The organism is Syntrophus aciditrophicus SB (genome assembly GCF_000013405.1).
In the GTDB taxonomy this organism is placed as follows: domain Bacteria; phylum Desulfobacterota; class Syntrophia; order Syntrophales; family Syntrophaceae; genus Syntrophus; species Syntrophus aciditrophicus.
The window spans coordinates 2,135,092-2,147,982 of record NC_007759.1 but is presented as its reverse complement, the minus strand read 5'-3'; the positions used below and the strand labels follow the sequence as shown (position 1 = coordinate 2,147,982).

The following is a 12,891-nucleotide window of genomic DNA, read 5'->3' as shown; positions in this document are numbered from 1 at the left end:
GAAGAGGCCCCGGAGTGGAAAATGGGAAAATATGAGCGGTTTGCTGACCGAATTCAGCAAAAGCGGCATAAAGGCCGCCGCTGTATGGTTTGTGCGGCCGGACGGCACATACTATACGCTGGAAAAGGGCTTGACCGATCTCAACCTCCGGGAGCGTGATTATTTCCCGAGGCTCATGGCAGGTGAAGACATCTCCGGAGATCTCGTCATAAGCAAATCCACTGGAAAACGGACCGTCATTGTTGCGGTCCCGATTCAGAAGAACGGAAAAGTGATCGGCGCCCTTGGGACATCTCTTTCGGTCGAAGACATAAGCAGAATGATCGATGAAAAAATGGGGCTGCCTAAGAACATGTTCTTTTACGCCCTCGATCATCAAGGCCGGACTTCCCTGCACAGGGTATCGGCCTTTCTCCTCTCTTATCCATCCGACATGGGCAGCAAAAGCCTGACGAAAACTGTCGGAGAAATGCTTGCCAATCCTGAGGGAACGGTTACCTATGATTTTTATGGCGAGCGGTCGGTGATCTATAAAAAATTACCGCTGACCGGTTGGGTCTATGCCATCGGCATCGTTACCGGAAGATCGGACCAACAAGACGTAGAACTTCCGCCGATTTTATCCGAACTTGAAAAAAAGATCACTGCAGAGCTAAATATAATGGACCAGGATGTTGCCCAACTGGCAAAAAACCTTTCTGAAAAAGATCTGAAAACGGCCGGGACGGGAAAAATGCTCGGAGACCTCTGCAGGTCTTATCCCTATGCGGTGGACTGTTCGGTCGTGGATCGTAACGGGATAATGGTGCTGGTTGAACCTGAAAAGTATGCGGTATTCGCGGGCAGCAATATAAGCGCACAGGAACAGGTCATCTGTCTCAAAGAATCGAAAAAACCGGTCATGAGCAATGTGATCAAAACCGTTGAAGGCATTGATGCCGTTGACTTGGAGCATCCCGTATTGTCATCCCGGGGCGAACTTTCAGGATCGGTAAGCCTCCTTTTCAGGCCGGAATCCCTTTTTTCACATATCATTCCGCCTGTTTTGCAGGGAATGCCTGTGGAAGCGTTTGTGATGCAGACGGATGGGAGGATTCTCTACGATGCGGATAAGGAAGAGATTGGCCGGATGCTGTTCGACGATCCGATATATAAACCATTTCCCCAGTTAACTGCATTAGGAACAATAATCTCGCGAGAAAAAACCGGTACCGGCAGCTATGAGTTCAGGAGGGAGGGAACGGAAAAAGTGGTCAAGAAGGATGCTCATTGGACCGCCATCGGTCTCCACGGTACTGAATGGCGCCTTGTGATTATGCACGTCAGGGCGGGCAACGAGCTTTCTTCCCGTAAAGACGTTGTGAAAACCGGAAATGCTTCTTACGTCGATGCGCTCAGAACTCTGGCGAATAATACAGAAATGAAGAAGGCCCTTTCCGGAAAAGACAGTGAAAAGATTAAAAATATATTTAAAGACTTTTATTCGGAGCATGAAGGACTTTATTCCATCCAGTGGCTGGACAGCCAAGGTACGAACCGTTATGGATATCCCGAGGAAAGCAGCCTGATCAATTTTGATATGAAGACCTTGAAGACACCTTCATCAGAACCTATGCTCCAAGCGCTTTCGGATAAAAAAGAAAGATCCTTTGACGCACCTTTGATGGAGGGGGGAAAAGCTTTTTCTTTATGGTTCCCGTGTATGGCGAAATGGATTATCTCGGAATGATATATACCATCATGTTAAAAGATTGATAATTAGCGGATATCCGGAAATTAAAGGGTCGGTTCGCGGTCGAGGTCGATTAAGAGCGGAAGTCAAGAGTTCGTAAACTAAGATGACCGGTCAGCCGGGCACTGTCTTGGTTCAGCGTAAGTAGGATTTTGGGCCCGTATGTGTGAAAACCGGTCGGAAAAACTGAACAGCGTAAATGATTAAGACGCTCTATAATGCCCTGAATAAGAAGCGGTTCCCAATTTATGTTTCCGTGCTATTAACGCAGATCATCGTACTTTTGATTTGCGAACATCTATTTAATTATTTCGACTGGTTCTGTTAAAACTGCTGGGATGGCTGGTTCAATAAGGTCAAAAAGCCGCTCTGACAAAGGTGTGAATTTCATTGTCGAAGCAAACGGCGACCCTCCGACAAAAATATTACAACTCCAAACAAGTTGGCCGGTCGCTTCCTCAAAAAGGTCCGCTTCCAGACGTGTCCCTATCCGGATCATGGAAAGTGGAATACCCAAGGAAAAAGTGGCATACCAGAATGCGACATCTATCCATGTCAGTTCAGTTTAAAGCCCCCTTTGGCAAAGGTTTTCAGTATTGGCTCGTTTTCCATAAGCACCGCGCATGAAATCCTGAAAATTGCCAATGCCGCTGTAAAGCCCCCGGCCAATGGAGTACGAAGTGGCCTGGCCGGTCAGATCGATTTTCAGGAGTGCAACTCTTCTTTTCATTCTCTTTCCTATAACATTATTTGCACCTCTGCCCCCTTCCTGAGTGTCCAGCTTTGTTTATGAGAACTCGGCAATTTTGTGCTCTATTTTACTATATGTTCAGTTTCGACCGGCACCACTGTTCATATTTTGCTGTTGCCTGCAGATACCGATCAACGCCGACCGGAGGGGTATTGAGGTTTTGCAGAATATCTTCGGGGATGTTTCCCGTTGCACCCAGATGCCTTCCCGCTTCTTCAAGCAGCGTCAGATGTCGTTTCAGCAGTTCCGGTTCCATTTGCAGTGCAATTGATCCGGAGATGCAGATTTCTCCGATGGCTTGGGAACTGAAATTGGCCGCCTGCGCCCGGAAGGTGGCAATGAGGGGGAGGAAATTTTCCTGCTCCGGAAAGCCGGAAGTCGACAGCAGCAGAAAACTTGACGGCATGCGCCAGGTAAAGGGATGACGTATCCTGCCGGCGACATCCTTCACCAGGAAAGGCTGCATGCAGGCGATCGAGCGGTCCATGACCGTTTTCAACTGGGCTGTCATCGTGTCCACATACAGGGGCGTCGCCAGAATCAGCAGGTCGGAGGTCTTGCAGGCTTCGTAAATCAGCCCCATATCATCCTCGATGGAACACTCTCCGGGAGTCTTATGCATGCACGTCAGGCATGCCCTGCAGGGCGATATCGTCAGACTTTGAATTTCAAAGGTTTGAACTCCTGCTTTTGCTTCCATTAACCCCCTGGTGATTGCTTCTACGAGCGTTCCCGTAACGCCCTTTTGACCTCTTGCACTTCCGTTTAAGATGAGCGCCTTCATCTTTCTCCTCCACCGCAATACAGTTATGCCTGCATTCAACGCATTTGATTTTTGTCTTGCGCCACGGATAATAAGAACCATCATTCTGCCGTCTCTCGGATTCCGCCGGATAATGACTGCTCATTACTATTCCTTCGAATCTCGGCGACTGCGGACTACGAGTCGGATCGAAAACCCTTCCCGACTTGGGAAAAAACCAGCAATCGTCCGTCTTAGCCTGTTCTTCAGAAACCTTATGACCCTTACGATCCGCTCTCCCGCTGATACTTCTTCACGTCTTCTTCCTTCAGCAGCACCCTCAGGCCGCCTTCGGCAAGGGCTGCCATTTCGTCCTCGCCGGGATAGACGAAGACGGGGGCGATGAATTGAACCCGCCCCCGGATCCAGTCCGTCAGCATCTCCACATTGGCCAGCCCGCCCGTCAGGACGATTCCATCGATTCGCCCTTCCAGAACGGTGGCCATGGCGCCGATCTCCTTGGCGATCTGATAAGCCATGGCTTCAAAAATCAACTTCGCCCTTTCATCTCCCGCCAGGATCTTGCCCAGGACTTCGGTTGCGTCGGTCGTTCCCAGATAGGCGCAGAGCCCCCCTTTTCCCACAAGTGCATCCGAAATCGTTTTCCTGTCCTTATTTCCAGAAAAAACCAGGTCGATCAGATCCATCGTCGGCAGGGCGCCGGCTCGCTCCGGCGTCAGGGGACCCTCTCCCAGGCCATGGGTGCAATCGATCACTTTGCCGTTGCGATGGGCGCCGATGGTGATGCCGCCGCCCAGGTGGGCAACAATGAGGTTCAGCGCTTCATATCTTTTATCGAGGTCCGAAGCGAGGCGCCGTGCGGCGGCCTTCTGGTTCAGGGCGTGAAAAACGCTCTTGCGCTCTATTTCCGGAAGGCCCGAAATCCTGGCCAGAGGATGAAATTCATCGGTACTCGGCGGATCGACGACAATGGCCGGTTTTCCGTATCGTTTCGAGAGGTTCAGAGCCATCGCCGGCCCAAGAGCCGAAGGATGTTTCCCGTATCTTCCTTCCAGCAGGTCCTCGCACATGACCTCGTCAATCCGGTAAACGCCTGCCGGCGCCGGATTGCCCAGACCGCCGCGGCTTATGAACAGATCGACCGCTTCCGGATCGAGTGAATTCTTTTTCAGAAAATCGAGGAGCCCCTTTTCCCGAAGAGGCAACTGCTCGCGCAGAGAGGCATAGGGGGCCAGATCTTCGCTTTGATAACGGATCGTTTCCAGGGCCGCCGGTTCTCTTCCCTGAAACCAGGCCGCTTTTGTCGATGTCGAACCGACGTTGATCACAAGCAGGGAACAGGCCTTATTCATGGTTTCCTCCTTTGCGGGTCATCAGAACAGCGAGGGCGAGCTCCGCCGCCCTTTCCTCATCGGAAATGAAAGGAACATCCGGGATGACCGGCACTTTCGCGCCCAGCATCATGCCCGCCGTTTTCATCCCGCCAAAAAAACAGAGGGCCTGGACGAGGGGAAGGCCGGTTTCTATCTCTGGAACGAGATAAATGTCCGCGTTGCCGGTCACGACGCTGCGCACGTTTTTTCTCGCCGCCGCGACCCGGCTCAGGGCGCAATCCATATCCAGGGGGCCGTCAACCACAGCCTTCCCAAACTGTCCCCTTTCTGCCATTTTAGCCAGGGCGGCGGCATCGAGCGTCGAGGGGATGCTGGGGTTCACCTGCTCGATAGCGGAGATAACCGCGACCTTCGGTTCTTCCATTCCCAGAATGCCGGCAAGACCCAGGGCGTTTTCCAGGATGATCTGCTTTTCGGCGATTCCCGGGAAATTGTTGATGAAGGTATCGGTCACAAGAACCAGTTTCTCCCGGCGCTGAAACTGAACGATGGATGCATAACTGGCTGTCTTGCTTTTCAGTAATCCATTTTTCGCGTCGAGGACTTCCTCCATGAAGGGCTTCTGACCAATGCCGCCTTGCATGAGGATGTCCGCTCGACCTTCCCGGACAAGCGTTATCGCCGTGCTCAGCGCCTCGCCGGGATCTTCTCCCACATTCACAATCTCGTGTTCCAGGGAGGAGAGTGGACTTTTTTTAACCAGGCTTTCCATTGCCCCGCCATCACCAATCAGCACGGGAAGGATAAACCCTTCTTCGGTCACCCGGCAGAGAAGATCCAGGTCCTGCTTTATCGGCAACGGAACGGCCAGGCGGGCGCGGACGCCGCCCCTTGCGGATGCAATCATTTTCTGAAATGTCCCGATCATCTCATCTCACCCCCTCTTGAATTCGGTCGGCCACAACGACGCCCATTTCAATCTGATCTTCGATCGCGCTGCTCAGGTCCGATCGGGCCGGAATGCAGACGGCCCCCCGCGAGGTCACGGATATGGAACAGCGCTTTATATCCATGGCGAGATCGAGCTTGGCCAGGATATTTGCCGTATCGAGGCAGGGAGCAAGAAATATGTGAGGCGTTTTCGAGAGATCGATCTCGTTGACGGACTCCTTCAGACGGCCTCCCGCGCCCAGAAAGATTTCGGCGATGGAGGTCGCCTCCAGGATCTCGCAATCCCCAAGGCATCCCGATCCGGCCATCCTTCGCAGCGACTCATAGTCGGCATAGGAGGGCAAATCCTCTCCAAAAGTCCTTCGTCCGGAAAGGACAGCGATTCCGGGCGTTTCATACCCCAGCAGATGGCAGAGAAAAACGGCGTTCCGCAAAATCTCCACCTTGGTCTTGAAATCCGGCCGGATATTGACTCCGGAATCCGTGAAGCCGACAAGATGATCGACCTCCGGAACCTCCCAGATGGAAACGACGGTGACTGTCATGCCCGACGCGGCTTTTGCCTCCGCCCGAATGATCGAACGGTAGACATAGGAAGTGGTAATCTGGCCTTTACTGACAACGGAAACGTCCCCGGAAAAGAGCATGCCGATCCCCAGATCGGAAACGGTCTGCCGGTCGTGTTCGACAATCTGCTCAAACCTGGAAATATCGAAGCCAACCGTTTCCGCCACCCGCGCCATCTTGTCCCTGTCCCCGATCAGGACAGGTTCGATGCATCCTTTTTCCCAGCTCCTTTTTACGGCAAGCATGAACTCTTCATCTTCAGGAGCGAGAACGGCAAGCTTTTTCGGCCCTTTTTCCAGTGCAAGTCGTGAAATGTCACTCAATGATCTGATCATCCGGCACCTCCAAAAGTTTTCCGCATCGATTGAACAGTTCCTGGTTACAGAGAAGTCCGGTCGGACCTATGCTTCCCCACACAAAAAGACATCGCAAAAAACGACATGCTCAAAGTAAAGGCAGCGTCATAAAACTGCATTAGACCTTGCACCTGCTACTGCTCAAGACTCAGAATGTTATCTGCTTCATGTTAATAACGATATCAAATCGGAGGAAATCAGGTATTTGCCATTGGTTGTTCTAATCGGTTAAGCAAATTCTGCATCTGAACCCACTCATCTTGAGTAAAACGATTTAAAAACTTGTGATTGGTTTCTTCAAAAAGTTTTAAAATCGATTCTTTGTGATGCCTTCCGTAAGATGTCAGATAAACGCGCAAAGACCGGCGATCTTTTGAATCCGGTTTTCTTTCAATCCATCCATCTTTTTCCAGACGGTCAAGAAGCCCTGTTGTAGTTGCGCGGTCCTGTGCGGTTTTGTCGGCAAGTTCGCTGGGCAATAATCCTTCCTCATCCATGACGGCAATGATCATGAAAAATTGTCCATGAGTCAGATTATAAGAGTTGAGTTCTTTGCGGTATGCTTTTGTTATTTGGCGTACTGTTTTACCCAATTGAAAGCATATACAATCGTTAAAGGGCAATGTATCCTCCTTTTCCAACCTGTAATTAATGTTTAATTAACATGCATATAATTAAAACGCAAACTATATTTATAAGGCAAGCAGTAAAAGGAATTGCCATTGTTTATGATAATTAAAGTTATCGGATAATCAAACTACAGAAGGAAGGATTGTTGTAAGGCGGGTTGGTTGAAAATTGCTGACGCTCAGCCGCAAATGATCAATAAGTGAAAAATATCACTATTCAAATACTTAATATCAGTGATGATTATCACTGATACCCCATTGAATCCAATTGATTACAACAATAAAATGATAATCAAGAAATGCAGTCATGGGAAACAGAATTAATTACTTACTAAAGGTACGACATGCAAAGCAGAAAGGAGAATAAAAATGCAAACATTAACGTGCCTTGATCGTGGACGTGATTCTGGTGCCTACAGACTGTGGGTCACCATCACCCTCGACGCAGTGGAAACCTTGAAAGCAAGTGGAGGCAGAGACAAACTGGCATCGTCCTTCCTGTTCGATGACAACCCATTTCTGGTGGGCGTATGTAATGTATTGGATATCGATGTGGATACTTTCAGAGAGAAGTTACAAACAGTAATATCGAAAAGTCTGGACTTCAAAAGAGCAGCATAGGACGGCGGGATTTAAGTGAAGCTTATCATCATGTTTCTATTGGAATTTTATGAATCATATCACCGTACCCCTATTGAACGGGATTAAACCTAAGAATAAGATGGCAGCCAAGAAAAGCGTCTTGTTCATGTTTGATGATTATATTGATCCTCTGGCCCGGAAAATTCTCCGTCGAAAGCGCATCGAAGGGGTAGGGGCAAGCGATCAGGGGGATGCAATCTTTTAAAATTGCCGTGGCCCGGATCAATTCCTGATGAGAAATCGCAATCAGCAGGCAGGGGCAAGCGGACGGCGCAACGAATTTACAACAAGGGGCCTGTCAATGCGATGGGCCTTTTGCTTTTTAGCGTTATGTAAGAATGATCAGGAACGCTTCTTCGGATTGACGTGACGGCAATAGCGGCTGATCTTCCAACAAAAAGAAAATCACACAAAATCCAGAGTAAACTGGATGCCAATCCCCATTTGATGTGTACACCAATTCCAGAACTCACTGGGCAGCGAAATCGATTATGAGCTCACAGGCCTTAAGTTATCCGCCCCCTCATGAAGTCTATTTCAAAGAATCATTCAACCAGGTTCTCAGAAAAATTTCCCGATGCGCCTCATATCAGCCTGTTTTCTGTCTTGACAATGGGGATAGGCTCAGTCTCTCAAACTTTCGCGATACATCAACTGGGCAAAAGCCATGATCCGGAACTGACCGAGACAAGTGAAATGCTTGACGCTGAAATTGCCGTTGTATTTCTCCAAGCAACGTTTTAATATTTTTCATCGGCATAAAGTCCATGACCTGAGTGAGTACAAGCGAGCCTTTATACATGAGCACTCCCTTCATGAGAATATCTCGGGTGAAGGTTACAGATTCCGCTTTGCGTTTTCAAGTCGAGGACAAGTATGAATGGTATTTTTCGCATGAAGTATTAAGCAGTTACAAATCTTAATCAACAGTTATTCCGGACCGTAGTGAAGTGGTATTGTAACACTTTTAAAGCCAATAAAGTGTAGGTATTGGATGGATTGTTAGACTTTAAAAATAAAAAGGGAGGAGACAAGAAATGAAACGATCATATTCACTGTTTTTGGCAATTCTGACCATCGTATTTTTTTCAGGTATAGCTCTGGCCATGCATCACGAGGTAAAAATTGCCGAGAAAGAGGGGTTGGGAAAGTATCTGGCTGACACGGAAGGTAAAACATTATATTGGTATCAAAAGGATACACCGGGGAAAAGTGCATGTTTAAAGGGTTGTCTCGAAAAATGGCCCATCTTTTACCGTGAGAGCGTTGCGCCTCCGTCATCCATATCCAAGGATGACTTCGGTACCATCACCAGAGAAGATGGGAAAAAACAGACCACTTTTAGAGGATATCCTTTGTATTATTGGATTAATGATGTCAACCCAGCGGATACAAAAGGACATGGGATTAATAATGTCTGGTTTGTAGTAAATCCAGACAACTTTCCCCCAAAGAAATAAGAAGTTCTGATCATCGGCTTCACCGGTTTGGCCATAAAAAATGCCTTCCGGTGAGCCGCATGTTCAATTATCTCAAATGCAAATACTCTATATTTTTCGTTCACCATTGTCGTTACTTCGTAGATGATACATGCAGAGGTTCTGTATTCACAGAATTGTGAAAAGCCTGTCAGACAAAAACCACAGGTAACTTGTAGAAATAATTGATACTCAATTTTTCGTCTCATGCTGCATTATCACCGACAATAGTAGACGAACTTGCAGCGCTGCCGGTTAGCCAGTGGTTTTTCTCCCCCAGCTTCCACACAACAATAAGGAGGAAATAAAACATATGATGACGCAAAAACTGGTGAAGCTTTTTTCTCCCGACTCGGTAGCGGTCATAGGGGCGTCGAACAGTTTTGACAAACTTGGTTATCACGTAATGAAGAGCCTTGTCGGCCATTATGCGGGCAAAATATACCCCATCAATCTGAAAGGGGGAAAGGTGTGGAACCTTGACTCTTATGCGTCCCTAGCAGAAGTCCCGGGGAACATCGACCTTGCGATCATTGTGGTGCCTGCCGCTCTTGTGCCTGAGACATTACATCAGTGCGGGGGAAAGGGAGTCAAAGGGGCAGTGCTTATAACTGCGGGTTTCCGGGAAATTGAAGACTCGCAGGGAGGAGTCCTTCAGGAACGGATTCGCAAAATATGCGATCAATACGAGATGCCGATCATCGGCCCCAATACATCCGGTTTTGCCAACATTGCCTTCGGGATTGATGCCTCTTTCACCTCTGAGTTCTGTGAATTGGAAAAGGGCGGCGTAGCCATCATAAGCCAGAGCGGAGGACTATGCCACTTGTGTGGGTTTCTGGCCCTTCATCAGAGAATGGGAGTATCGTCATTGATGAGCCTCGGAAATCGGCTCAACGTGGGTTTCCCGGAAGCCGTGCGGTTCTTTATTGAAGAAGACGAGGCCACTAAGGTCATTGCCCTTTACATAGAGGGCCTCGATGAACCGAGGGAACTCCTTGACATGGCCAGATCGTTGAGAGGGAAAAAACCCATCGTCGCCTATAAATCTGGAAAAAGCGCAAAAAGCGATAGTGCAAGCAAATTCCACACCGGCTCCCTTGCCGGCAATCATGAGATTTGGAAAGGCGCTTTTCGTCAGGCGGGGATTCTGGAGGTTACGTCCTCAGAGGAATTGATTGACACGGCAAAAGTGCTCGATTCCTGCGCTCTCGCCCGGGGAAATCGCATTACGGTTCTTTCCGGCCAGGCAGGTCCTGGAATCATAGCAGCAGATGCCCTGGAAGCATATGGATTAAGTCTCTCGCAGTTCTCTGCGGCAACGAAGGAAAAGATCAATGAGTATCTTCCACCCATTGTCATCCGCACCAATCCGGTTGACATGGGTCCTGTGTGGTACAATCCGAAAGCCATGTTCGATATCCTCAATGCAGTGATCGAGGATGAAGGCACAGATGGCGTCATCTTTATCAACCTGTATGCGTCAGCGAATCTTTCCCTGGCATCTGCGATGGCAGAGCACATTAAGAATATCGATGCTTTTAAAAAACCGGTAATTGGTGTTATTACAGCGCCCCCCGGGGTTTGGGACGACGGGATAAAAAGGCTCGACAGGAAAAAGGGTATCGCAATCCTTCCTACGCCTGAACGTGCCGCGAAAGCCATGAGCAATCTTTGGAAAGCCAATCTATTGTCAGCAAGGGGGAAGTAAAAATGGAAAGATTATTACTTGGTGTTGAAGCTTTCGACTTTCTTGAGAAGGAAGGGATCCCCATCCTGAAAACCGTGCTCGCAAAAGATGAGAATGAGGCCGTGATGACAGCTTCCCAAATAGGTTTTCCCGTCGCCCTCAAGGTCTCCTCTCCCGACATTGTGCACAAGACGGAAACCGGGGGCATAAGGGTTAATCTTAAAGATGAGGGTGAGGTGAGGGCGGCCTTTACGGAAATCGTTCGTACTTTTACATCCGATCACCCAGGACAAAGGCTGGAGGGCGTTGTCGTCCAGAAACTCGGTAAGGGACTCGAACTGATCGTCGGGACCATGACGGACCAGCAATTCGGCCCGGTGATCATGTTTGGATTAGGTGGAATCTTCGTTGAAGCCCTCAATGACGTTTCATTCAGGCTCATTCCTCTGGAGGCGCGGGATGCGAAGGAGATCATGGAAGATCTCCAGGTTTATAAAATCTTAAAGAATCCCAGAGGAGAAAAGGTAAACCTTGAAGCGGTTCAGAACTTCATCCTGCAAGTTTCTTGTCTAGTGGATAAACATCCGGAAATCCGGGAAATGGACTTGAACCCCATATTTGCATCCCCCAAAGGCGTCGAAGTCTGCGACGCCCGCATAAAAATCGGTTAGATTCTTGGGGGAAAGAAGCAATCAAACGGGCATCCAGCTTGAGGGAAGTCCGTTTTTCTTCTTTCATGATCTACACTTCGGCAGACTGCCGAAGGAGAGATGATCGGGATAAATTGGACAGGTAACAGGCATTCACAAGTGTGAAGCTGCTCCTGGTTGAATTTCATGCCGCAGCCTGTTTCTGCGATTGAGAATAAAAAAACCATAGCTGGAGTTTTTCTGTCTAAATGCCATGGCCACTGCGGGGATGTTGTGTAGGTAAAGTGGGGAGAGAGTGGGGATAAAATCATAATAAAAAAGAAAAAAGGACTTAGCCGCATCTGGCTAAGCCCTTGATTTTACTGGAGCCGGAAGAGGGATTTGAACCCTCGACTTGCTGATTACGAATTAAATTAACTCTGCAACAAAGAACCTAAATAACTAAAATCAAAGCGTTGTTGAATGGCTCGATTGTCCGAAGGTTGGTCAAAAGAGCCATTTTTTTTGTTTTTTCACCCACCAAAGTCACCCACAAAAAAGGAGAACATTAAAATGAATTATCGTGAAACACTGCAAGCGGTAGACACGGAAAAAGCGTTGTCAGTTATCGGTATCAACTCAACACTTCAAGGAGCTTATGTCAAGTTCAATTGCCCTGAATGCGAACAGCAGGCTTTAATCAAAGCGTACGGCGAAAAGAAGAACCTTTGGTATTGCCCGAAGTGCAAGAAGTCGGGGCATATCATATCTTTGACCATGACGAAAAAGAACATTCAATGGGAAGAAGCCAAAGATCTTTTACTGAAGGCGCGGAACGGTGTCAAGAAGATAACCGAAGAGTTCAACCTGAAGTATGATTTGCAATACAACGACTTCATAAAGGACAAGGGGCTTTCGGAAGACATCTGCAAGTTCTTGGAAATCGGCACACCTAAAGGCAAAACTATGTTGTCGGGTTGCGTCGCGTTCCTGGTAAGGGATGAAGTCGGCATGAGGGTAGCCTATTTCGGGATTAAGATGAAAGACGAAAAACATGTTTTCCATAAGTCTTTCAATCCTGAACAATACCTTTATGGATTCCAAAATCTTGATTTTGCTTATGATGTGTACTTTACAACGGATTTATTCGAGTGTATAAAACACATCGAAAACGGCTTCCAATGTGTGTGCAACTTCGGACTTCCCTATATCTCTAACGAACAAATGGAACTTCTTGAAAAAGCAGAAAGAGTAACATTCTCTATAAGAGACGAGCTGGTAAAGCCTTTCGCCCTGCAACTTACCCAACGTCAAAAGTTTTACAGGTTCATCAAATGAAAAAAAGGGGCAAGTCATAACTATGACTGCC

13 protein-coding genes are annotated in these 12,891 nt (G+C 48.2%); 6 read left to right on the top strand and 7 right to left on the bottom strand.

Translation table 11 applies throughout. The features are described from left to right. Positions 1-31 precede the first annotated feature (31 nt). The gene (locus SYN_RS09875) at positions 32-1,729 is read left to right on the top strand and encodes a cache domain-containing protein (RefSeq protein ID WP_158302963.1); all 1,698 of its coding nucleotides are present in this window, start codon (positions 32-34) and stop codon (positions 1,727-1,729) included. Positions 1,730-2,297: 568 nt separating this feature from the next. Here SYN_RS09875 and SYN_RS15840 read toward each other — a convergent pair. From SYN_RS15840 to SYN_RS09850, 6 genes are all read right to left on the bottom strand, one after another. After that, positions 2,298-2,462: an acetyl-CoA hydrolase/transferase C-terminal domain-containing protein gene (locus tag SYN_RS15840; RefSeq protein WP_011417966.1), complete on the bottom strand. Its 165-nt coding sequence runs from the start codon at positions 2,460-2,462 to the stop codon at positions 2,298-2,300. Between the two features lie 91 nt (positions 2,463-2,553). Further along, entirely contained in the window at positions 2,554-3,267 is a 714-nt protein-coding gene (locus SYN_RS09870) for a flavodoxin family protein (RefSeq protein ID WP_041584976.1), read from the bottom strand. 242 nt (positions 3,268-3,509) lie between these two features. After that, entirely contained in the window at positions 3,510-4,598 is a 1,089-nt protein-coding gene (gene buk, locus SYN_RS09865; protein WP_011417964.1) for a butyrate kinase, read from the bottom strand. Beyond that, the gene (locus SYN_RS09860; protein ID WP_011417963.1) at positions 4,591-5,508 is read right to left on the bottom strand and encodes a phosphate acyltransferase; all 918 of its coding nucleotides are present in this window, start codon (positions 5,506-5,508) and stop codon (positions 4,591-4,593) included. The genes buk and SYN_RS09860 overlap by 8 nt, the downstream gene beginning before the upstream one ends. Position 5,509: 1 nt before the next feature. After that, the gene (locus SYN_RS09855) at positions 5,510-6,433 is read right to left on the bottom strand and encodes a phosphate acyltransferase (RefSeq protein ID WP_011417962.1); all 924 of its coding nucleotides are present in this window, start codon (positions 6,431-6,433) and stop codon (positions 5,510-5,512) included. 218 nt (positions 6,434-6,651) lie between these two features. Then, the gene (locus tag SYN_RS09850; protein ID WP_041584975.1) at positions 6,652-7,077 is read right to left on the bottom strand and encodes a MarR family winged helix-turn-helix transcriptional regulator; all 426 of its coding nucleotides are present in this window, start codon (positions 7,075-7,077) and stop codon (positions 6,652-6,654) included. Between the two features lie 375 nt (positions 7,078-7,452). On the opposite strand from SYN_RS09850, the gene SYN_RS09845 reads away from it, so the two are divergent. Further along, complete coding sequence (locus SYN_RS09845; RefSeq protein WP_011417960.1) at positions 7,453-7,704, top strand: hypothetical protein; 252 nt, start codon at positions 7,453-7,455, stop codon at positions 7,702-7,704. A 645-nt stretch (positions 7,705-8,349) separates the two neighbouring features. On the opposite strand, the gene SYN_RS17075 is transcribed toward SYN_RS09845, so the two are convergent. Next, entirely contained in the window at positions 8,350-8,457 is a 108-nt protein-coding gene (locus SYN_RS17075; RefSeq protein WP_158302962.1) for a DUF4372 domain-containing protein, read from the bottom strand. A 305-nt stretch (positions 8,458-8,762) separates the two neighbouring features. Between SYN_RS17075 and SYN_RS09840 the strand changes: the two genes are divergently transcribed. From SYN_RS09840 to SYN_RS09825, 4 genes are all read left to right on the top strand, one after another. Continuing rightward, positions 8,763-9,185, top strand: a complete 423-nt coding sequence (locus SYN_RS09840) for a COG4315 family predicted lipoprotein (protein ID WP_011417957.1) — start codon at positions 8,763-8,765, stop codon at positions 9,183-9,185. A 331-nt stretch (positions 9,186-9,516) separates the two neighbouring features. Beyond that, a complete protein-coding gene (locus SYN_RS09835) occupies positions 9,517-10,914 on the top strand; it encodes an acetate--CoA ligase family protein (RefSeq protein ID WP_049749968.1) in 1,398 nt (465 codons plus the stop codon). A 2-nt stretch (positions 10,915-10,916) separates the two neighbouring features. Continuing rightward, the gene (locus SYN_RS09830) at positions 10,917-11,564 is read left to right on the top strand and encodes an acetate--CoA ligase family protein (RefSeq protein ID WP_049749967.1); all 648 of its coding nucleotides are present in this window, start codon (positions 10,917-10,919) and stop codon (positions 11,562-11,564) included. Between the two features lie 531 nt (positions 11,565-12,095). Beyond that, on the top strand, positions 12,096-12,860 hold the full coding sequence (locus SYN_RS09825) for a hypothetical protein (RefSeq protein WP_041584974.1): 765 nt from the start codon (positions 12,096-12,098) through the stop codon (positions 12,858-12,860). Positions 12,861-12,891: the final 31 nt, after the last annotated feature.

Bases quoted from the DNA above. Each gene is read 5' to 3' on its own strand.
- SYN_RS09855 (WP_011417962.1), bottom strand. From the start codon at position 6,433: ATGATCAGATCATTGAGTGACATTTCACGACTTGCACTGGAAAAAGGG.
- buk (WP_011417964.1), bottom strand. From the start codon at position 4,598: ATGAATAAGGCCTGTTCCCTGCTTGTGATCAACGTCGGTTCGACATCG.
- SYN_RS09860 (WP_011417963.1), bottom strand. From the start codon at position 5,508: ATGATCGGGACATTTCAGAAAATGATTGCATCCGCAAGGGGCGGCGTC.
- SYN_RS09840 (WP_011417957.1), top strand. From the start codon at position 8,763: ATGAAACGATCATATTCACTGTTTTTGGCAATTCTGACCATCGTATTT.
- SYN_RS15840 (WP_011417966.1), bottom strand. From the start codon at position 2,462: ATGAAAAGAAGAGTTGCACTCCTGAAAATCGATCTGACCGGCCAGGCC.
- SYN_RS09845 (WP_011417960.1), top strand. From the start codon at position 7,453: ATGCAAACATTAACGTGCCTTGATCGTGGACGTGATTCTGGTGCCTAC.
- SYN_RS09825 (WP_041584974.1), top strand. From the start codon at position 12,096: ATGAATTATCGTGAAACACTGCAAGCGGTAGACACGGAAAAAGCGTTG.
- SYN_RS09835 (WP_049749968.1), top strand. From the start codon at position 9,517: ATGATGACGCAAAAACTGGTGAAGCTTTTTTCTCCCGACTCGGTAGCG.
- SYN_RS09870 (WP_041584976.1), bottom strand. From the start codon at position 3,267: ATGAAGGCGCTCATCTTAAACGGAAGTGCAAGAGGTCAAAAGGGCGTT.
- SYN_RS09875 (WP_158302963.1), top strand. From the start codon at position 32: ATGAGCGGTTTGCTGACCGAATTCAGCAAAAGCGGCATAAAGGCCGCC.
- SYN_RS09830 (WP_049749967.1), top strand. From the start codon at position 10,917: ATGGAAAGATTATTACTTGGTGTTGAAGCTTTCGACTTTCTTGAGAAG.